This window comes from Pseudoalteromonas sp. NC201, assembly GCF_002850255.1.
GTDB lineage: Bacteria > Pseudomonadota > Gammaproteobacteria > Enterobacterales > Alteromonadaceae > Pseudoalteromonas.
Genome location: NZ_CP022522.1, coordinates 220,692 through 240,086, shown reverse-complemented (window position 1 = coordinate 240,086; position 19,395 = coordinate 220,692). Strand labels below are relative to the sequence as shown.

Here is a 19,395-nt window from a genome sequence, read left to right as displayed (position 1 = left end):
TCTAATCAGAATGCCAATATGCATTTGCTTGCCATTATCGCGTAACGACATTACGCTTTTAATACGCTAATATCAAAATAATATCTTGTTTTTAGTGCCTTTAGTCTACCTGTGATAGACTTCGGAGTTAAGGAGGATTTACCTAACTTATGGTCAAACTCGTCAACATTAAGTGGACAAGCCTCCTCTTTGCATGCGCGATGCTCAGTTGCTTCACCTTAACCGGCTGTGGCCCTGACACTTCAAAAGCCGTTATGACCGTGGAACATGCCAGCAGAGGCGCATTTTCTGCAGCAATCTCTACGGACGGTCACTACAGCCTTGTTTCTTCCATAGAGCATGGGGCCGTACTTTGGGATAATCAAGAGCAAGGCCTCAAATTTCAATGGCGTCACTCCGATGTCCCCGATGATCTCATTCACTCACTGGCTTTAGCTAATGACAACTCCACGGCCGTCACTGCCACTGATAAGACTTTCGCCATCTGGAGCATCGAAAGCGGTCAAAACCTAGGATATTTTGAGATCGAGTCTGGCACTATTCGAGATATCGCAATTAGCAATGCGGGCCGATATTTACTCTATGCCCGCAGTGATAACGTTGTCGTTCACCTCGACTTAGAGAGTGGAAGGCGGATAGAGTTCCTTGGACATCAAGAAAATATCAATTCTATTGCCATGTCTCCCAATGGTCACTTTGCCTTAACCGGAGGCAACGACTATACCGCTTACTTTTGGGATACTAGAACGGGGCAAGTGATCCACCGCTTTAACCACCCAAGTCGCGTGACCAAAGTTGCATTAGATGACCAAGGAAGATTTGCTTTTACCGCAGATAGCATGAAAAAAGCGAGCATTTGGCAATTAACTTCTGGTGATCTCAAAGCACAATTACAGTATATTGCTCGCCAGAAAATTTTCAGTGCAGTGCGCTTTAATCAAGACGCAACGCTCTTGGCTACCGGCTCACCTAACCGCGAGCTTATTTTATGGCAAGTGAGTGATGGTGAACGATTGCAAACTTGGCGTGTGCAACCCCGAGAAGGCAGCCGCCCTAAGTCTGCGGTTGTATTTGACGTTGCTTTTCAAGACCAGGACACTGCATTGTTAACCGAAAGTTCCAGCGGACTACTGGAAAAATTTGCGCAGGTGAAAAAGCCATGAATGAAATCGAAAACAGAATTACTGAGCTTGAGGCTAAGCTTGCCTTTCAAGAAGATACAATCGAAACCTTAAATGAAGAGCTAAAGGCACATCAGCAGCGCTTGGCTAAAATGCAACGACAAATTGAGCTATTGGCAGAGAAAATGAAAGAAGGCCGGGATCCGGGTTTAATGCCTCAACATCAAGAGCCACCACCACCGCACTACTAACAGACTAATTGAAAACCGGGGTGATCACTCACTCCGGTTTGAACACTCCAATAACTTGCTCAAACTGGCGTGTAGAAGCCTGTACCGCATCTTTCGGCTGAGACATTACGTGGCCACACTCAACACATTCAACTTTTTCAACATCATGCTCTTTGTAGAGCATCATTACGTCGATTTTTTGGCATTCTGGACAACTTGCCCCTGCAATAAAACGCTTCTTAACTTTCAACTCTACACCTCTAATGAACACCGAGTTTAAGGTTTGTCATTTTATCCTAATTTTATTTGTCATGATACGCTTGGAGTAAGGGATTGGATCCATGCTATGATGCGCGCAATTTAGACAGACTTTTAGAATTATGATCCAACTTTCTGATATCGAGCTACTTCGTGGCAGTAAAACACTGCTAAAACAAGCAAATGCAACGCTTTATCCACAACATAAGGCGGGCCTAGTCGGTGCCAATGGCTGTGGTAAATCATCTCTCTTTGCGCTGCTAAAAGGTGAGCTGCAACTCGATTCAGGTGATTTTTCTATTCCAAAAGATTGGTCTATTGCATCAGTAAAACAAGAAACCCCAGCACTCTCCATTAGCGCCCTCGAGTATGTACTACAGGGACACCCTGAATACTATGTATTGAGAACGCAGCTACAACAAGCGGAGCGGGACGGTGATGGTGAACTACAAGCAAAAGCACACCAACAGCTAGAGAACATCAAAGGGTATAGTATTGAAGCCAAAGCGGGTGAACTACTCCATGGCCTTGGTTTTAGCAATGAACAGATTGAGTTTGCCGTTAGCGACTTTTCTGGTGGCTGGCGCATGCGCTTGAACCTTGCGCAAGCGCTGATCCGCGATGCCGATTTATTGCTTCTGGATGAGCCAACCAATCACTTGGACTTGGACGCTGTTTATTGGCTAGAACGCTTTTTGCGCGCCTATCAGGGTACATTAGTGCTTATTTCTCACGACCGCGAATTTTTAGATGCGGTTGTTAGCGAGATTTGGCATATCGACCAACAGCAGATCAACGTTTATAAAGGTCACTATTCTCAGTTTGAGCGTCAAAAAGCAGAGCGCATGGCACAGCACCAAGCGCTTTACGAGAAGCAACAAGAAACGATTGCGCATTTAGAGAAGTTTATTACCCGCTTTAAAGCGAAAGCGAGTAAAGCAAAACAAGCGCAAAGTCGTGTGAAGGCCCTTGAACGCATGGAAATGCTCGCGCCCGCTCATGCAGATTCACCATTTAATTTTGAATTTGCAGATCCAACGAGCTTGCCTAATCCATTGATGACACTAGAGCAAGCCAAAGCGGGCTATGGTGACGTTACCATTTTGCATGACATCAAGCTTAATCTGGTCCCAGGTAGCCGTATTGCGTTACTTGGCCGTAACGGTGCTGGTAAATCGACCCTAATCAAGTTACTTGCCGGCGATTTAACCCCACAAGCTGGTGAAGTGTTTCTACACCAAGGATTAAATGTAGGCTATTTTGCTCAGCATCAGCTTGAGTCTCTCGATCTTGAGGCCAGTGCGGTTACCCATATTCAACGTTTAGACCCTAAAGTACCAGAGCAGCTTATTCGTGATTTCTTGGGCGGTTTTGCTTTTCATGGTGATAAGGCCCTCGAACCCGTTGCGCCGTTTTCTGGTGGCGAAAAAGCACGACTCGTACTTGCGATGCTGGTGTATCAAAAGCCGAACCTGCTGTTACTCGATGAGCCGACCAACCACCTAGATTTAGAAATGCGACACGCACTTGTGATGGCCTTGCAAGGTTTTGAGGGTGCAATGGTCACGGTTTCCCACGATCGCCACATGCTGAAAAATACCGCTGACGAGTACTATTTAGTTGATAATGGAACCGTTTCTCAGTTCGGCTATGACTTAGATGCCTATTACCAATGGCTTATGAATGCCAATAAAGAGCAAGCGAAACCAAGTGGATCAGAGGCTGAACCAAAGCAAAACTCTAATGCCAATCGTAAAGAGCAAAAGCGTCTTGAAGCCGAATTCAGAAAAACCATTCAACCGTTGAAAAAGTCGATTGAAAAACTCGAAAAACAGCTCGACAAACTCACTGAGCAAGCAGATGAAATTGAGCAAGCTTTGGCTGACAACAGTCTATACACGGACGAGAACAAGGCAAAATTAAGTGACTTACTGGCAAGACAAGCCAAAATAACCCCAGAGCTTAATGACACAGAAGAAAACTTATTAATGGCATTGGAAGAGTTAGAAGAAAAGCAAAATCATTTCGATGAGACTGGAGAGATATGCTAAGTCGTGAAGACTTTTGGCAATTTGCCTGTGAGTTCTACAGCCGCCCGCAAATGCAATCGCGGCTGCTGAATTTGCAAGATGCTGCAGGCAAAAATATCAACCTGTGCCTGTTACTTTGTTACCTAGACACTTTAGCACTGACGATTACCCCCGACACCCTAACCGCACTGGTAAAGACTGCTAAGCAATTTGACCAAGCGGTGCTACAACCCCAACGCGCGATCCGCCATACCCTAAAAACACATCATCAAGACTACCAAGACTATAAAAAGTTACGAGCTGCGATGCTGACTGCAGAGCTTGAGCTTGAAAAGCGCCAACAAGTGCTATTGTTGGAAACATTAAAGCGCTTTTCGTTTGCGCCACTGCAATCATGTAGCAATGTGCTGCTCTATTTGAGTCAGAGTGAGTACGACGCTTTATTCAATACGGCTGATTTCTAAGCCATTAAATAAATATAAGCCCTGATATTTACCCAACTTAGATATAAAACCTGATCGAGATCAAGCCTTTGCCTAGGTTTAATTTCACTCAGGATTGAAACTTGATCTTGATCATATCAAGCCCCTCAGACCTCCACTACTATTTACTCATCGACAAATTAGGAGGCACAGCCATGAACGTATTCTTTAGAGACTTTTTTTCCGACCCTGTGTTGTTTCTGTCTTTTGGCTTTTTAGGGATTGTAATTTTGCTGTGCTGTTATTACGTCTATTTTTTCATTAAAAAAGTCATGGACGCTGAAGTACCTAACGAACAATAGAACAGATTTAAATGTATTACCTTGGGGCGATTGAAGAATAAGTAGTAGAAGATCGGCTCGACGTAGTTCCCCAACTTGCAGAATTAAGCACGACGCACAAAGCACCTTATCAGTTTACTGGTCGGGTGCTTTTTATTTGCTTAACCCTCAACTGATAATACGTTAAACTGGCTAAAACGTGTTTTGCAACTGGATAGCTTCCTTTCTTTGCTTTGCGAGCAACCGTCAAAAAGACGCAGTTTCTATTATGAATCAAGCCATGAAAACAATAACAGCCGATAATTACGAATTTAAGCCCGCTTGGTGGATGCGCAACCGCCATGCCCAAACCATACTTCCGCGATTCTTTAGGCCTAGATTACAGGTGCCCGTCGACTATGAAACACTAGACACACCAGACGATGACTTTTTAGAACTTGCATGGGCAAAACACGGCGATAAATCGGCACCTTTGGTTGTGGTATTACATGGGCTAGAAGGCAATATCAACAGCTTTTATGCAAAAGGCCTATTAAAAGCGTTGGTACACCATGGTTTTGATGCCGTACTGATGCACTTTCGCAACTGCTCACGTGAAGTGAATCGCCAAGCTAGGGCTTATCATAGCGGCGAAACCTCAGATCTTGGCTTTTTTATAGACACGCTAAAAGCCCGTTTTCCTAAACGGCCATTATTTGCGGTTGGCTTCTCGCTCGGCGGTAATGTACTTGCCAAATACTTGGGAGAAACCAAATCGCAAAGCGGTCTTGAAGCTGGTGTTGTCGTCTCAGCGCCTTATCACCTTTCTTCCTCTTGTCAGGTGATCAGAAAGAGCTGTTTTAAGCTCTATCAAAAATACTTGCTAGACAGGATGAAGAAATCTTTTTCACGTAAGCTAGACACCATCCAGTCGCAAATTAGGATAGACAAGCCTGCCCTTTATGCCATTGATGACCTTTGGCAATTTGACGATAAGATAACGGCACCGCTGCATGGTTTTAACGGCGCGGAAGACTATTACGCACAAGCAAGTTCGCAGCCCTACTTAACCCAGATCACGACACCAACACTCCTGATCCACGCCGAAGATGACCCCATGCTATCATCACAAGCCGTGCCTACAGCCGCTCAGGTTAACTCACCGGTGACGCTCGCAGTGAGTCCCCACGGTGGTCACGTAGGGTTTATTTCGGGAAGTAACCCCCTTAAACCTAGGTTTTGGCTAGAAAGCGTTATTCCACAATATTTACAGCAAATTTATAGTAAGGCTAAGTAGTATGCTCATTCCCTATCAACAACTTCCGCAAGAGACGCTAGACAATCTTATTGAGCACTATGTGCTGCGAGAAGGAACAGACTATGGCGATACCGAGGTCAGCACCGAGAGCAAAGTCGCGCAAGTGAAAGCACAGCTAAAATCCGGAGAAGCGCTGATCGTTTTCTCAGAATTACATGAATCTGTGAATATTGTTAGCAAACAACAATTTCAAGCAATGCAAGCACAGGAAGATTACGAGTATTAAAAAACCTTCAGCTTTCTTTGTATTTAGCGCTAATCGTAAACAGTTGTCGAAGTGACAGGAGTTGTTACAATCAAATTTCTATAACTATAAAGGAAAGGCAATTTTATGAAGCTCGGCACTGCTCTTTGCGCCCTAGCGCTGGCTGTTTCTAGCGCTTATGCAACTGAATACAAAGCCTCTGAGCGCGCAGTTAAACTCGCTCACGATAACATCCTAATTGATACACACATCGACGTTCCATATCGCATCCAAAGTAAATGGGATGATGTTAGCCAAGCAACCGAAGGCGGTGATTTTGATTACCCTCGCGCGATAAAAGGCGGTCTTAATGCGCCATTTATGTCTATTTATATTCCTGCTAATTTAGAATTTGAAGGTAAAGGTAAAAGCTATCAACTCGCCAATCAACTGATTGACGGTATGGAAGCCTTAGCACATCGCGCACCAGATAAATTTGCAATGGCTTACAATACCGACGACATTTATGCGCAATTTGACAGTGGTATTATGTCTATCGCGATGGGCATGGAAAATGGCTCGCCCATTGAAGGTGAGATGAAAAACCTTAAGCATTTTTATGACCGTGGCGTACGCTATATCACCTTAGCACACTCGCAAAGCAACCATATTTCTGACTCTTCTTATGATGTACGCCGCAAATGGAAAGGCTTAAGCCCATTTGGTAAAGAGCTTGTGGTTGAAATGAACAAAATTGGTATGCTCATTGATGTATCACATATTTCCGATGACGCCTTTTATCAGGTTATGGACATTTCAAAAGTACCGGTCGTTGCTTCACATTCATCCCTGCGCAAATACACCCCAGGATTCGAGCGCAATATGGATGACAAAATGCTCAAAGCCTTGGCAAAAAATGGCGGCGTGATCCAAATTAACTTTGGCTCGAGCTTTGTGACGGCAAAAGCTGGAGCTTGGTATGACAAGCGTGACGAAGCACAAAAAGAAGCCAAAGACAAAGATCGCACCGATTTTAGAGCGGCGTTTAGAGCAAAAAATCCGTTTCCATTTGCCACACTTGATCAAGTGCTAGATCACATTGACCACGTCGTTAAGTTGATAGGGATAGATCACGTAGGGATTGGTTCAGATTACGATGGTGTGGGTGACTCACTACCGGTTGGCCTGAAAGACGTGTCAACGTATCCAAATCTTGTGCAAGGTCTCTTGGATAGAGGTTACAGCGACGCTGATATCAAAAAGATTTTAGGTGGCAATACCCTGCGCGTGTGGAAACAAGCTGAGGCTTACGCAAAGAAGTTTGCTAAATAACCTCAGGTTAAATAACTGTTCAAACCACTGATTTATAAGGTGTGCCGCACGGCATACCTTACAAGACCTTAGACTTTAAACTGAGATAATTCATTCACCAATTTACTGGTGACTCGCAGCACATCATCCGAAATTTGGTGCGTTTCTCCAGACAACCGCTCGCCGTCCAATGTTTTGTCATTTAAATCAGTTAAATTACTGCTAACCTCAGTAGATACTGCATTTTGCTGCTGAGTCGCATGAGCGGTTTGCTCTGAAAGCTCAGTCACTTTCACCGCACTTTGTGCAATTAACTCCAATAGCTCCGTTGCCTTCGTAAAACTTTCTACTGCAACATCAACATACTGCTTACCATCTTCAATGGTCTTTTGTGAGTCCTCTACGCTATGGGAGAATGCTTCCAACATCTTCTGAATATCATTAGTGCTGTCTTGTGTTCGAGTGGCCAGTGACCTAACCTCGTCAGCTACCACTGCAAATCCACGACCTTGTTCGCCTGCTCTTGCCGCTTCTATTGCCGCGTTGAGCGCTAATAAATTGGTTTGCTCAGCGATCCCGCGAATAACATCAAGCACTTGCGTAATGTTTTCAGAGTTTTTTTGTAAAGCTAACGAACTGGAGAGTGCCGCTTCCATATTATCAGCAAGATGAGTGATTTTTTGTTTTGAATCAGCCAACACCGTTTTACCTTGTGCTGCGTAGCGATGTGAAGCTTCAGCTTCTTTCAATGAGTTTTCTGCCACCGACGAGACTTCTTGACTTGAGTGACTTAGCTGATTCACCGCGCTAACAATGGTATGTGATGACTTACCAAGCGAGTCGATTAAGTCATGGCACTGTGTGGCATAATGACTGAGTTTTGACGACAAACTCGACAGCTCGCCACCATCTTTCACTAGTGCTGTAACCATCGCCTGTAAACTCTCGAGAAAATGATTAAAGTTTAGCGATAGCTTTGCAAACTCATCATTTCCTTTGATTTCAATGCGACCAGTTAAGTCTCCGTCTCCAGAGGCGATTTCAGAGATCCTATCTGACACAAAGTTTATCTGCTTTGCTAGCTGACGAGGGATTCGATAAGCAATCCAACAGGCAATACCAAGTAGGAGCAAGGCACCAACACCAAGACCCCACTTTATCTGAGTAACCTCAGCAACGACTAACGCGCGACTTGCAGCAGATTTTCCATCGGCTAATTCACCGGCTTTATCAAGCACATCACGAACTGCACCAAATAACTTAGCCGACTCAGTTTGAAGCGCTTTATCTGTCGGAGTTTTAATACTCGCCACCGTCACGCGATACCAACTTTGAAAGTCCGCGTCAAAAGTTGCAAAACTACCCAGCTCACTCTGGTGGAGTGACATAAACTGAAGATACTTTTGATAGCGCTGTTTCACCTGCTCGGCGTTTTCTTCAAAATCCGCCCGCTTATCTTCACCAGCTAATAATTTGAGGTAGGCTTCTTGAGCTTGATAAAAGTCTCTATCCGCATTGAGTACCACTGACACGGCTTTTAAATAGTTTTCAGTTTGGATCTCAAGTGCCGATTGCACTTTATTGAGCAACACCGAAAAACCAAAAAACACAAATAGCAACACGATCGTCAACATAGCCGTAGGCAACGAACTTTTGACTCGAATACTATGTAAATCCATCTTCATACACCTCAAACAAGAGATAGTAAAAGCCTAGACCATATAAAGATTTATAGACAAATAATCTTCACCCATTCAAAAGAAAACAAAATAATTACATTTCATTATTTGTTTTACAACAATACTTCTTTGTATTATTTTTAAACAGATCACGCTATCGGTTTCGTGATAACAAACTTAATAAATCTATAAAAAGGATATTGAAAATGAAAATAAAGCTCCAAAAAAAGCAGCTAAAAAAACTCACTCAAGATAACAAACTACCTCAGGAAGCAACCCCTCAAGTAGCCGGAGGTGATTATACGAGAGTTTACGGATGTCAGGACACGATGAAATGTGCATCTCGCCAAGACATCTCAGCTTGTTGCAATCACTCCGATCTTGCTAGCTGTCAAATCGGATTTACCTGCCTTTGCTAAATCTATTCACTTTTTAACAGCGGGTTTCCATAACCCGCGTATAGGTTGTTGCTCACAGTGTAAGTATTAAGATTAATTCCAATGTAAGAAATGCATCAAACAACAGCAGCACTCAGGCTTTGAATAATAAAAAGTGGGTGATTTATTTCTCTGTATATAGCGAAGAAAACTGACTGTCCATTGAGGGGGTTTTAGGTAACTAAACCAAAAATTTGATTACGGGAGTCGTTAATTTATGAAGAGTGAACCGACGACTTTTGTACTAGTTCTTTAGAGTGTGCAGTCCAATTAAAATTGGTTGCGGGAGTCGTTAATTTATGAAGAGTGAACCGATGAATTTTGGGAGAGTTCTTTAGATTATACAGTCCAATTAAAAATTGGTTGCGGGAGTCGTTAATTTATGAAGAGTGAACCGACGACTTTTGTACTAGTTCTTTAGAGTGTGCAGTCCAATTAAAAATTGGTTGCGGGAGCCATTAATTTATGAAGAGTGAACCGACGAATTTTGTACTAGTTCTTTAGAGTGTGCAGTCCAATTAAGAATTGGTTGCGGGAGTCGTTAATTTATGAAGAGTGAACCGACGAATTTCGGAGTAGTTCTTTAGATTGTGCATTCCAATTAAAAATTGGTTGCGGGAACTATTAATTTATGAAGAGTGAACCGATGAATTTTGGGAGAGTTCTTTAGATTATACAGTCCAATTAAAAATTGGTTGCGGGAGCCGGATTTGAACCGACGACCTTCGGGTTATGAGCCCGACGAGCTACCAGGCTGCTCCATCCCGCGCCTGTATGTTTTTGTGAATCTATTCTTCGTCGGGGACCGACGACCTTCGATTCTTTCCAGGTTTAGCGAGTCCGACGAATGATTTATCATTCTGCTCCATCCCGCGCCTGTATTTGTACTTAATTTTAAGTCTTGTACTTGAGACTCTATACATCCAACTGATGTTGGTTGCGGGAGCCGGATTTGAACCGACGACCTTCGGGTTATGAGCCCGACGAGCTACCAGGCTGCTCCATCCCGCGCCTGTATTTGTACTTAATTTTAAGTCTTGTACTTGAGACTCTATACATCCAACTGATGTTGGTTGCGGGAGCCGGATTTGAACCGACGACCTTCGGGTTATGAGCCCGACGAGCTACCAGGCTGCTCCATCCCGCGCCTGTATGTTTTTGTGAATCTATTCTTCGTCGGGTACCAACGACCTTCGATTCTTTCCAGGTTTAGCGAGTCCGAAGAATGATTTATCATTCTGCTCCATCCCGCGCCTGTAAACTCTTAAAAAGGACTTCCCTTTCAAGAGGCCGCTATAATAATGGATTAAAATTTTATTGCAAGGGATTTAATGCTTAAAACAATTCAAGTGCGCAAAAATCCCACAACCTTCAACTTAAACCGTTATTTATTCTATCGTTCGATGATGTGGACTGATCAACTTTTGCCATTGCCAATCGGGATGCCCCATAACAATAAAGTCTGGGTTTTCGGTAGTTTCTCGTCGATTGTAGGTCAGCGGGTTAAACTCAGCATCGGTAATACAACCTCCGGCTTCTTCGACGATGATTTGTGACGCGCCAGTATCCCACTCTCCCGTTGGCCCTACTCGTAAAAAACAATCCGCCTTACCTTCTGCGATAATGCAGGCTTTTAATGAACATGACCCAAGTGCCACAGTGTCGAACTGACTATTTAAGTACTGACTAACCGCTTCAAGCTTTTGTCTGCGACTTACTGCCAATGTCAGCGTTTCTCGTGGCGAGACGAAAATACGTTTACTTTCGCCTGAGTCACTACGTTTAAACGCACCTTCATCTTTGCTCGCGTAATATGTCAGCCCTTGAGATGGCCAGTAAATGACGCCTAACACAGGATGGTTATTTTCGATTAGCGCAATATTGACGGCAAAGTCACCGCTTTCGAGAATAAATTCCCCAGTGCCATCCATAGGATCGAGTAACCAGTAGCGCTGCCAATCTTGTCGCTCACTCAATGGTGGAATTGGTGTTTCTTCAGACATTACCGGAATGTCAGGTGCTATTTCAGCAAGACCCGCCATTAAGATCTCATTAGATGCCAAATCTGCGGCAGTGACAGGAGTGTGGTCAGACTTTTCTTTTTTACCAATATCATCGGCTTGATAAATTGCCATAATGGCTTCACCGGCACGTTGTGCCAGTGCGATGCAAGGCTCTAAATAGGACTGCAATTTACGCCTCCAGATTCAAATGTGCTTTTAATAACAGTAGTGCCGCGACACTTCTTGCTTCGGTAAAGTCCTCTTGATGTAACAGATCATATAATTTATCTAGCGGCCACTTCACTACTACCAGTGGCTCTGGTTCATCACCTTCAAGCTGTTCTGAGTAAAGTTCACTAGCGACCAAAATATGCATTTTAGCATTAAAGTAACTCGGTGCCAGTGACACTACTTTGAGTTCAGAGAAAGCATTTGCACCAAAACCCACTTCTTCTTTTAGCTCTCGGTTACCCGCTTCCACCGGGGTTTCGCCAGGGTCAATTAGCCCTTTGGGAAAGCCGAGTTGATAGTCATGTGTTCCTGCACAGTATTCTCTCACTAATAATAGCTCATTATCAGCAGTTATGGGCACGATCATTACTGCGCCACGGCCACCGCCACGAACTCTTTCGTATTCTCGTTGCTCGCCATTCGAAAAAGATAACGAAAGTGCTTCTACCGTGAACAATTTGCTTTTAGCCACGACGTCGCAAGCTAAAATTTCTGGTGGTGTGGGATGCTTTTTATGTGACATAGATCATTATTTGCTATCATGGCGAATAACCTAATCATAAAGCCTTTGAAGTTAAATGCCTATGCTAAATTGGTCAAATATCGATACCGTTTTGTTAGATATGGATGGCACATTACTCGACCTCCATTTTGATAATCACTTTTTTCTCGACGTTGTGCCTAAGGCACACGCAAAACGTCAAGGCTTAACCCTTGAGGCTGCAAGGGCCGACATCCTCGCGCGTTATGACGCAGTAATGGGCCAGATAGAATGGTATTGCCTAGATTATTGGCAGGAGCAACTACAGCTCCCAATTATGGAGCTTAAACGTGAAGTACAACACTTGATCTCAATTCGTGAGGATGTACCAGCGTTTTTAGAGGCCTTAAGAGAGAGTGGAAAACAGCTTATCTTGTTGACCAACGCTCACCCAAACAGTCTAAGTTTGAAAATTGAGCGTACCCAATTCGATAAGTATCTCGACAAATTGGTTTCAACCCATGAATATGGCGTAAGTAAAGAAAGTCAGATGTTGTGGCAACAGGTAGAGCGTGATTTGGGCTTTGATAAGTCCCGCACTTTATTTGTGGACGATAGCATTAGCGTGTTAAATGCTGCGAAAGAATTTGGTATTGGCCATTTGCTTGCCGTTGCTAACCCTGACAGTCGGCAACCAGAGCGAGAGATCACTGAATATCTCTCAGTCTCCGATTACCGTACCTTGCTACCTATTATAGATTAAGCTGGGTAGCGAGCTTTTAAGCCGTCGTACACGTGTGTTTTAAAGTCTGGGTGTGCTGTATCTAGACTTTTCACCACTTCGACTAAGTGCTCGTTATCTTCTTGGCCATTCCATACCTTGATGTAAGAACCATCTTTATAGCCATGGTCTTGGCGGAAGAAGTTAAGCGTGTTTTTACCGACATATCCACGGTATAGGTCATCAATAGACATTCCGATTTGCTGCATACATCCCGCAAACGCATGGGCATCAAACTCGCGTTTGGTTACAGCCGCACTTGCAAGTAATTCAAGGGTTTCCTTGAAGTCTTCTGCGGTAGTTGGCTTTGCCAATTCAGCCTCTAACTGAGTCGCTAGTTGCTCAAATGATGTTTCGCCATCGATACGTAAAGACAAGCCAAAATGAAAAATATCCACTAGCTCTAAAATCACTTGTTCTGTATCTGGCGTTTGCTTTTTCCACCATTTCCAGCCGTAGTGATCTAGCATTTCTGCACACTCAACCCAAATTGCGCGGTACCATTCAAACCCTTGTTCAAACCATTGTTGGTGTACTTTGGTATTCATGGCATGTTGCATTTCTAGCATAACCACAAGCTTAGTGATGTTTGCAGACATTGTGCTCTCTCTTCATGGAAATCAATTACGAGCGATATCATACCGAAGTGAAAGATTTTCGCCAGCGCTTAGGTCTTCTGAGTCGATATCAACTTGAAACCCTAGGAACTTTTTATGCGTCATTTTATTTTATCGCTCGCTTTGGCTTGTTCAGCCTTTGTCAGCGCAGCTGAAATCACTAATATCGCCGCAGCACCTGAACAAGTAAGCCCACTCCTTCCAGGCATTGATGCCCCTGCATTACAACTCAAAGATAAGTCAGGTAAAACTGTCGACCTCCCGACACGCTATAAAGAAAATATCACCGTACTGGTGATTTATCGTGGTGGCTGGTGTCCATACTGTTCAAGACAGCTCGCGGGGATCCAAGAAATTGAACCACAGCTTGTTAAAATGGGGGCACAAATTATTGCTATCGCACCAGATTCACCTGAGGCGCTGGCAAAAAGTACAATTGAATCCCCTCACTACCAACTGTTGTCTGATAACGAAATGCGTATGAGCCAAGCGTTAGGTCTCGCCTATTTCCTAGATGATAAAACAGCCCTTGCTTATCGCAACAAGTTGGGCGTAAATTTTGTTGATTTTGAGGGGAACGATAAAGTTGCCTTGCCGGTGCCGGCGGTATTTGTAGTCGATAAGAAGGGCTTGATCCAATTTCAATACGCAAACCCAAATTACAAAGTGAGATTGGATGAAAGTGTGCTACTAGCCGCGGTCAAAGCAGCTAGTCAACTATAGAAAAAGCACATAAAAAATGGAGTCCGAAGACTCCATTTTTTAGCGGTTTTCTAGCCGGTTATAGTCAAATAAACCATATTCAACGCCACGTGTTTGTTTGGCAATATCGTGAATTAAATCACTGTAACGCCAAAACTCTGGGTGAGTCCTGCGGATCCCATATTGCGCTCGTAGCGCTCGGTAATCAGACTCACTATTCATTTGGCTAAATGATGAGACGAAGTCCTCTTGTGCTACCTCGCTTTCTAAATACCAAATTGCCTCTGGGTAATCTCCGATAAAGCCTGGCACAATCGTCGCAGTGTCTTCTGTATACGCTCTTTGCCCTTCTTCATTTAACAAACTGGAGATGTTGTAGTGGGCATTATGGTGTAATAGCGAGAACGCTTGATGTGAACCGTCACTTTGCTTAGTAATAATAAACGAGACCTGAGGAAGCAAATTAATCGCCCTAACGGACATGCTATTGAGTGCCTGCAGTGGCTTGCCGACGGCTTGATAGTCATAATCCCTATTTAGAATCGGCTTAAGCACAGCATGTAGTTTGTCATACAACTCTTGCTTTGGATCGTCCGTTTCGTATTTTATCCCCGTTGGCGCACCGATTAGTGATTTGCGATTGATAAACTCACTTAAGCTCAAGTGTGACTTACGATACCAATAGCGTTTAATTTCCTGTCGATGACTAAGTGGCAGTAAATTTAAAAAGTTTTGCTCACCTTCAAGCCTCAAAAAGTCCATATATAAGCGTGTGATCAACTGATGACCAATGTTGCCATACACGTCAAAACCTGCCACCAGCAAGTAGTGAATGCGCTCGAACAAGGCATAGTCTAATACCCAAGCTGTTTTGGGAGGCTGGCCGATAAAACCTTTAACCACCGTTGCGCTATCAAAATGACGGAAGATAGTTAATGCTGCATTCGGGTTTTCCCCCTCTCCACGCCAAATCAAGTCCATATTGAGACGCTGCCCATCGGCAAACATCTTATCTGCAAGCTCTGTTTTGGCACGTAAGTAATCCTGCTGCTTAGTGGCGTATTTCGCCCAACTGGAAAGCGGTAAAGCATTACTTTGCTCAGCCGCAGGTAGTACCAAATCTTCATCATGTTTAAGCAGCAGCTGGTTCACCGCTTCATTGCTATTTTTTTCAGGATCAACAAACGCCACCCAGAAATGATCGTTAATGACATTAAGCGCTATTTGGCCTCGACATACAGGACCTTTGATAAAGCCTTTTACAATTAACTCGGCCTCATCCAGCATAAATTGATAACGAGAATTAACCGGAATATCTTTGAATACCTTAAATGGGTTTGCTGCAAGCTCTGGCTCATAACCTGGCAGTTCCTCCACGTGATAATCCGCTGCATAAAATTGCTGATGTAACCGAGATAGCTTGGCGTCGTTCAATGCCAGTGGCATGTGAGTTTTTGACAAAATGGTACTGCGCACTTGCATCAATCGATAATACACCCTATCGATCTCAGGATCGTCAAACGGACGCACCGAACTCACCAGTGCGATTGGCTGGCCCGGCGGCGTGCTTGAGCGTACCAATTGAAAAAACGCGGGGTCATCCAGATGAGGGAAGTGGATATGGGCTAAATACCAATGCTCAAAAATATAACGCGCGGCAAGGCGGTGTTTATTGGAGTCCTGATTAAGAAATTGTTCCCACTTTTTCACTTCTTTTTGTGCTGCAACACTTGGCTTTGCAATCTGGCTCATTTTACTGCCACTTTGCAGCCATGCTTCCAAGGTTTTGAATTCATCATGCGTGAGCGCTGGTAAGCCGTAGGGCATCCCCGCATGAGGCTGTTGTTTCGCCAGGGTAGAAAATTCATCCATGGTTGGGCAAGACTGCGTTCGATCTAAAGAGAAATCAAACTCTTTACCCAAGATGCCTTGCTCAGGAAAACGATGAGACATTTTTAACAGCAAGCTATTATAAAGCACACTCCCAGCTAGGTTGCTGTATTCAGATTGATTGCGCTCATTCAGCACTGGGGTAAAACCACGCTCACGCCACTGTGTCGTGGTTTGGGCATCGAATAACAGCCGGGTTGGTGTTTGTGCTAACAACCGCGTGCCGTCATACACTAATTCCTTTGACAATCCCCTATCGATTCCTTCTGGAGATGACAGTTTAAGCTGACAAGGTGCGTCATAACAACCATGGCAAACCACACAACGCGACTCCAAAATGGGTTTCACGCTTTGTAAGTAACGTGCACCGCCTTGGTGATATTGTTCGATTCGTGCTTGGGGTTGCTCTGGTCCAAACATATCATCATATTTAGACACACCCAAAGCCACACAGCCAGAAAGCACGGCGACAACCACCGCACAAAACAGTGCACGTTTAGACATTTACTCGCCCTCGTCGTCATCCAGCCCAAGATCAAAAGTCGGCATCATTTCTACTGGAGGCGAGACAAATAATGCATCGCTACTGGTACTCAGCACAGCACTGAGAATAGGCCCGCGATTAATGAGCAATTGCAACTGATGTTCCGCACCTATCAACTCAGTCACTGTCGTACTAATGTTGTTGAGCGCATAGTCATCAATATGCAAGCTAATATTCTCATCTTCTTTTGGGTTTTGGCACAAATGAGCAAGGAGGTTCTCACTCAACATCACTGATACTTCAGCATCTGGAGAGTCGATATCACGATTCTCGATGTTATCGTCTAACAAAAAAAGCGGCAGTGATAATGGGGTATCTTGTTGTAATTCCATCAAAGGTTACCATCTGAGTATTTGCTTTATATTAGCACAGTTAGATGGCTGATGGCTGAAAAGGGGGCGACGATGCGCCCAGCTTGATTACCAAGGAAGCGTGTCTCCATTGGAGTGCCAAAAACCACCACTGTTTTCGATAGTTAGGTGTTCAATTCTCTTAATTAAACGTTCCGCCGCAACATCTGGACCAATATCACCTGCAAATCCCACCATCTGCGTTTGCACAAAGCCAGGATGGAATAGTCCAACAGCAATATCTTGGTTTTTCAGCTCGTGAGCCATACTTACGCTCGCCGCGTTCAATGCAGCTTTCGACATTCTATAACCAATGTAACCACCAGAACCATTATCTGCAATCGAACCCATACGACTTGTGATCATGGCAACTTTACTACCTGCTTTGAGGTTATCGAGCAGTGCATGAGTGACTCGAATTGGTCCTAGCGCATTAACGTTAAATTGGTGGTCGATATTTTCAAAATCCATTTCCACTAGTGTTTCGTTATGAAATACCCCAGCGTTATTAATAAGAATGTCTATTTTCTCCGAGCCCAATGCCGCCAATAGCTTTTTCGCGCCATTTTCCGTCGCAACATCTATATCTTCAATGATATCCACGCCTAGAGATTCTAGTTCTGCCGATGCTTTGCGAACAACCGCAGTTACTTTGCAGCCTAGAGATAAGTATTGTTTACAAAACTCTAATCCAATCCCACGATTAGCACCGGTCACCAAAACATGTAGTGTCATATCCTTCTCCTCACGATTTTTATGCTCAAACTATTACAATTGGTATGAGTTTACTAAACTCAAGGTCAATCCTGACTGAATTCATTTTTATGATGTACTTTTTCACTTTCTGACAACTTTGCTACAGTTATAACTCTGACAACCGTAAGGATATGTTGTGAAACTCGCACTTAGCACCCTCTTGCTTTTCTTTATCCACAAGGCGACGTTCGCCTACCAAATCAATGTCAGTGAGCTGGTCGCTTATCAGCTTGGCCAACAGCAAATCGCACAACTCATGCAAAAAATATACGCACCTTTGGACATCACGCCCACACTTGTCGTGTTACCCAGTGAGCGCGGATTAGAATATGTAGATCAAGGGTTTTATGATGCGGAGGCAGGACGCACTAGCGCTATTGCAAATGCCTATCCTAACTTACTGCAAATACCCGAACCACTTGCAACCGTGCGAATGGCGGTGTTTTGTCTCAAGAAGGAGCGTTGTACTTTGTCGACCCGACAAGACTATGTGGTAATACAAGGCAGTTTAATAACGGAGCAAGTTTGTCAGCGTAAAAGGTTGACCTGTAACGCGGTCTCTAACGATGTTTCTGCGTTTCAAGCACTTGAAAAAGGTCATGTAGAACAAATTTTAGCTGATGACTTATTTGCGCTTGGTGCGCTATGTCAGTCAGGACTCGCCACAGTTTATGTGCGTAGGCTACGAGATGCGAGTTATCCTATTTATCACTATATCAATCGTAAACACCAAGACCTACTGCCGAAATTAACAGCGTCTATCAAGCAGCTAAATAGTAGTGGAGAGCGCGATACTATTCTAAACCGGCTCTCTGAGAGCTTCGCCACTTGCCATGGCAAAGTGATTGAATTAGAAATGCATTAAGTTGAAATATCATCCATGGCAGATTCTATGATAGAGAATACCGCCCCTTGAGGATCCGTTATCACGCTGAAGCGACCTACATCTGGTATATCTGTCGGCGGTACACAAATTTCTCCGCCAAGCTTTTGGGCATATTCAGCTTTACTATCGCAGTCCAATACCGCAATGTAAACCATCCAGTGCGGAGGAATGTCTTCACCCCATTCAGCCGTCATTTCTAACATGCCAGCGACGGGTTGCTCATTTACTTTGAACAAGGTGTAGTCCATATTTCCCATGTCTTTGACTTCGATTTGCCACCCAAATAATGCGGAATAAAAGTCACGACTTTTGGCGCTGTTTTTACTCACTAGCTCAAACCAATAAGGGGTATTCGCTTCAAGATGACGTTGCGTCCCAATATGGCCACCCTCTTGCCATAACGCAAACACCGCGCCACCTGGCTCCTTTAACATCACCATCCGCCCTGCCCCTGGGACATCATGAGGGCCTGCAAGCACTTCAGCACCGAGCTCGTTGGCTTTGTTTAGACATTCATCAACATTGTCTACCGCCACATAAGCAAGCCAGTGACTAGGCATGCCTCCTTGTTGTTGCTCAGCGGTCATCTGATACATCGCTGCGACATCATCGACTTCTTTTTGCAACATGGTGTAATAACAATCTTCACCAATGGGCTGGTCAAGAATTTGCCAATCAAATAGTTGGCTATAGAAAGGTTTTGCTGACTGCCAGTCGCTTGAACACAATTCAATCCAACAAAAATAACCGGGTCTAAATTCACTAATTATTGCCATGATAAGCACCAAACTCATTCAAGTGTATTGAATATAGCAGCAGTAGCCTAAAGCCGCCTGAGGCATTT

At 44.1% G+C, this 19,395-nt stretch carries 20 protein-coding genes and 3 tRNA genes; 11 read left to right on the top strand and 12 right to left on the bottom strand.

Annotated elements, in window-relative coordinates; translation table 11 throughout:
• Positions 1 to 149: 149 nt before the first annotated feature.
• Both PNC201_RS00960 and PNC201_RS00955 read left to right on the top strand, forming a co-directional pair.
• A complete protein-coding gene (locus PNC201_RS00960) occupies positions 150 to 1,163 on the top strand; it encodes a WD40 repeat domain-containing protein (protein WP_010607919.1) in 1,014 nt (337 codons plus the stop codon).
• Positions 1,160 to 1,372, top strand: a complete 213-nt coding sequence (locus PNC201_RS00955) for a SlyX family protein (protein WP_010374533.1) — start codon at positions 1,160 to 1,162, stop codon at positions 1,370 to 1,372. Before PNC201_RS00960 ends, PNC201_RS00955 begins: the two co-directional genes overlap by 4 nt.
• Positions 1,373 to 1,400: 28 nt before the next feature.
• Here PNC201_RS00955 and PNC201_RS00950 read toward each other — a convergent pair whose 3' ends face one another.
• The gene (locus PNC201_RS00950; RefSeq protein ID WP_010374531.1) at positions 1,401 to 1,601 is read right to left on the bottom strand and encodes a YheV family putative zinc ribbon protein; all 201 of its coding nucleotides are present in this window, start codon (positions 1,599 to 1,601) and stop codon (positions 1,401 to 1,403) included.
• A gap of 130 nt (positions 1,602 to 1,731) precedes the next feature.
• Here PNC201_RS00950 and PNC201_RS00945 point away from each other — a divergent pair, with 130 nt between their 5' ends.
• The 6 genes from PNC201_RS00945 to PNC201_RS00925 all read left to right on the top strand — a co-directional run bounded on the left by PNC201_RS00945 (position 1,732) and on the right by PNC201_RS00925 (position 7,215).
• Complete coding sequence (locus PNC201_RS00945; protein WP_102055886.1) at positions 1,732 to 3,660, top strand: ATP-binding cassette domain-containing protein; 1,929 nt, start codon at positions 1,732 to 1,734, stop codon at positions 3,658 to 3,660.
• Positions 3,654 to 4,103 carry a TIGR02444 family protein gene (locus PNC201_RS00940; RefSeq protein WP_102055885.1) on the top strand — a complete coding sequence of 150 codons (450 nt, stop codon included), beginning with the start codon at positions 3,654 to 3,656 and terminating at the stop codon, positions 4,101 to 4,103. Before PNC201_RS00945 ends, PNC201_RS00940 begins: the two co-directional genes overlap by 7 nt.
• A 173-nt stretch (positions 4,104 to 4,276) precedes the next feature.
• Positions 4,277 to 4,423, top strand: coding sequence for a hypothetical protein (locus tag PNC201_RS23360; RefSeq protein WP_010374526.1), 147 nt, complete (start codon positions 4,277 to 4,279; stop codon positions 4,421 to 4,423).
• Between the two features lie 247 nt (positions 4,424 to 4,670).
• Entirely contained in the window at positions 4,671 to 5,678 is a 1,008-nt protein-coding gene (locus PNC201_RS00935) for a hydrolase (protein WP_010607915.1), read from the top strand.
• 1 nt (position 5,679) lies between these two features.
• A complete protein-coding gene (locus tag PNC201_RS00930) occupies positions 5,680 to 5,925 on the top strand; it encodes a YheU family protein (RefSeq protein ID WP_010607914.1) in 246 nt (81 codons plus the stop codon).
• A gap of 105 nt (positions 5,926 to 6,030) precedes the next feature.
• Positions 6,031 to 7,215, top strand: coding sequence for a dipeptidase (locus PNC201_RS00925; RefSeq protein ID WP_102055884.1), 1,185 nt, complete (start codon positions 6,031 to 6,033; stop codon positions 7,213 to 7,215).
• Between the two features lie 68 nt (positions 7,216 to 7,283).
• On the opposite strand, the gene PNC201_RS00920 is transcribed toward PNC201_RS00925, so the two are convergent.
• The 6 genes from PNC201_RS00920 to nudE all read right to left on the bottom strand — a co-directional run bounded on the left by PNC201_RS00920 (position 7,284) and on the right by nudE (position 12,067).
• Positions 7,284 to 8,873, bottom strand: a complete 1,590-nt coding sequence (locus PNC201_RS00920; RefSeq protein WP_102055883.1) for a methyl-accepting chemotaxis protein — start codon at positions 8,871 to 8,873, stop codon at positions 7,284 to 7,286.
• A gap of 1,129 nt (positions 8,874 to 10,002) precedes the next feature.
• Positions 10,003 to 10,079 (bottom strand) — tRNA-Met (locus PNC201_RS00910).
• Positions 10,080 to 10,244: 165 nt separating this feature from the next.
• Positions 10,245 to 10,321, bottom strand: a tRNA-Met gene (locus PNC201_RS00905).
• Positions 10,322 to 10,380: 59 nt separating this feature from the next.
• Positions 10,381 to 10,457, bottom strand: a tRNA-Met gene (locus PNC201_RS00900).
• Between the two features lie 241 nt (positions 10,458 to 10,698).
• Entirely contained in the window at positions 10,699 to 11,502 is an 804-nt protein-coding gene (gene cysQ / locus PNC201_RS00895) for a 3'(2'),5'-bisphosphate nucleotidase CysQ (protein WP_095728585.1), read from the bottom strand.
• A gap of 1 nt (position 11,503) precedes the next feature.
• Positions 11,504 to 12,067, bottom strand: coding sequence for an ADP compounds hydrolase NudE (nudE, locus tag PNC201_RS00890; RefSeq protein ID WP_095728586.1), 564 nt, complete (start codon positions 12,065 to 12,067; stop codon positions 11,504 to 11,506).
• Positions 12,068 to 12,128: 61 nt separating this feature from the next.
• Here nudE and yrfG point away from each other — a divergent pair, with 61 nt between their 5' ends.
• On the top strand, positions 12,129 to 12,788 hold the full coding sequence (gene yrfG / locus PNC201_RS00885; protein WP_010607908.1) for a GMP/IMP nucleotidase: 660 nt from the start codon (positions 12,129 to 12,131) through the stop codon (positions 12,786 to 12,788).
• On the opposite strand, the gene PNC201_RS00880 is transcribed toward yrfG, so the two are convergent.
• Positions 12,785 to 13,405 (bottom strand): dUTP diphosphatase, encoded by a 621-nt coding sequence (locus PNC201_RS00880; RefSeq protein WP_017219351.1) that lies wholly within the window; start codon positions 13,403 to 13,405, stop codon positions 12,785 to 12,787. The genes yrfG and PNC201_RS00880 overlap by 4 nt on opposite strands.
• Before the next feature lie 114 nt (positions 13,406 to 13,519).
• Here PNC201_RS00880 and PNC201_RS00875 point away from each other — a divergent pair, with 114 nt between their 5' ends.
• On the top strand, positions 13,520 to 14,146 hold the full coding sequence (locus tag PNC201_RS00875) for a peroxiredoxin-like family protein (protein ID WP_102055882.1): 627 nt from the start codon (positions 13,520 to 13,522) through the stop codon (positions 14,144 to 14,146).
• Between the two features lie 39 nt (positions 14,147 to 14,185).
• Here the strand turns inward: PNC201_RS00875 and PNC201_RS00870 are convergent, their stop codons facing one another.
• From PNC201_RS00870 to PNC201_RS00860, 3 genes are all read right to left on the bottom strand, one after another.
• On the bottom strand, positions 14,186 to 16,519 hold the full coding sequence (locus tag PNC201_RS00870; protein WP_102055881.1) for a fatty acid cis/trans isomerase: 2,334 nt from the start codon (positions 16,517 to 16,519) through the stop codon (positions 14,186 to 14,188).
• Entirely contained in the window at positions 16,520 to 16,891 is a 372-nt protein-coding gene (locus tag PNC201_RS00865; RefSeq protein ID WP_010374501.1) for a hypothetical protein, read from the bottom strand.
• Positions 16,892 to 16,978: 87 nt separating this feature from the next.
• Entirely contained in the window at positions 16,979 to 17,644 is a 666-nt protein-coding gene (locus tag PNC201_RS00860; RefSeq protein ID WP_102055880.1) for an SDR family oxidoreductase, read from the bottom strand.
• A gap of 157 nt (positions 17,645 to 17,801) precedes the next feature.
• Between PNC201_RS00860 and PNC201_RS00855 the strand changes: the two genes are divergently transcribed.
• Positions 17,802 to 18,530 (top strand): transporter substrate-binding domain-containing protein, encoded by a 729-nt coding sequence (locus PNC201_RS00855; RefSeq protein ID WP_010607903.1) that lies wholly within the window; start codon positions 17,802 to 17,804, stop codon positions 18,528 to 18,530.
• Here PNC201_RS00855 and PNC201_RS00850 read toward each other — a convergent pair.
• A complete protein-coding gene (locus PNC201_RS00850) occupies positions 18,527 to 19,327 on the bottom strand; it encodes a VOC family protein (RefSeq protein ID WP_010607902.1) in 801 nt (266 codons plus the stop codon). The two genes, PNC201_RS00855 and PNC201_RS00850, sit on opposite strands and share 4 nt — an antisense overlap.
• Positions 19,328 to 19,395 lie beyond the last annotated feature (68 nt).

What these genes read in the sequence shown, in the direction of transcription:
- PNC201_RS00870 (WP_102055881.1), bottom strand. Translation starts at nt 16,519, where the DNA reads ATGTCTAAACGTGCACTGTTTTGTGCGGTGGTTGTCGCCGTGCTTTCT.
- PNC201_RS00880 (WP_017219351.1), bottom strand. Translation starts at nt 13,405, where the DNA reads ATGTCTGCAAACATCACTAAGCTTGTGGTTATGCTAGAAATGCAACAT.
- PNC201_RS23360 (WP_010374526.1), top strand. Translation starts at nt 4,277, where the DNA reads ATGAACGTATTCTTTAGAGACTTTTTTTCCGACCCTGTGTTGTTTCTG.
- nudE (WP_095728586.1), bottom strand. Translation starts at nt 12,067, where the DNA reads ATGTCACATAAAAAGCATCCCACACCACCAGAAATTTTAGCTTGCGAC.
- PNC201_RS00920 (WP_102055883.1), bottom strand. Translation starts at nt 8,873, where the DNA reads ATGGATTTACATAGTATTCGAGTCAAAAGTTCGTTGCCTACGGCTATG.
- PNC201_RS00850 (WP_010607902.1), bottom strand. Translation starts at nt 19,327, where the DNA reads ATGGCAATAATTAGTGAATTTAGACCCGGTTATTTTTGTTGGATTGAA.
- yrfG (WP_010607908.1), top strand. Translation starts at nt 12,129, where the DNA reads ATGCTAAATTGGTCAAATATCGATACCGTTTTGTTAGATATGGATGGC.
- PNC201_RS00955 (WP_010374533.1), top strand. Translation starts at nt 1,160, where the DNA reads ATGAATGAAATCGAAAACAGAATTACTGAGCTTGAGGCTAAGCTTGCC.
- PNC201_RS00940 (WP_102055885.1), top strand. Translation starts at nt 3,654, where the DNA reads ATGCTAAGTCGTGAAGACTTTTGGCAATTTGCCTGTGAGTTCTACAGC.
- PNC201_RS00860 (WP_102055880.1), bottom strand. Translation starts at nt 17,644, where the DNA reads ATGACACTACATGTTTTGGTGACCGGTGCTAATCGTGGGATTGGATTA.
- PNC201_RS00930 (WP_010607914.1), top strand. Translation starts at nt 5,680, where the DNA reads ATGCTCATTCCCTATCAACAACTTCCGCAAGAGACGCTAGACAATCTT.
- PNC201_RS00935 (WP_010607915.1), top strand. Translation starts at nt 4,671, where the DNA reads ATGAATCAAGCCATGAAAACAATAACAGCCGATAATTACGAATTTAAG.
- PNC201_RS00945 (WP_102055886.1), top strand. Translation starts at nt 1,732, where the DNA reads ATGATCCAACTTTCTGATATCGAGCTACTTCGTGGCAGTAAAACACTG.
- PNC201_RS00875 (WP_102055882.1), top strand. Translation starts at nt 13,520, where the DNA reads ATGCGTCATTTTATTTTATCGCTCGCTTTGGCTTGTTCAGCCTTTGTC.
- PNC201_RS00865 (WP_010374501.1), bottom strand. Translation starts at nt 16,891, where the DNA reads ATGGAATTACAACAAGATACCCCATTATCACTGCCGCTTTTTTTGTTA.
- PNC201_RS00960 (WP_010607919.1), top strand. Translation starts at nt 150, where the DNA reads ATGGTCAAACTCGTCAACATTAAGTGGACAAGCCTCCTCTTTGCATGC.
- PNC201_RS00925 (WP_102055884.1), top strand. Translation starts at nt 6,031, where the DNA reads ATGAAGCTCGGCACTGCTCTTTGCGCCCTAGCGCTGGCTGTTTCTAGC.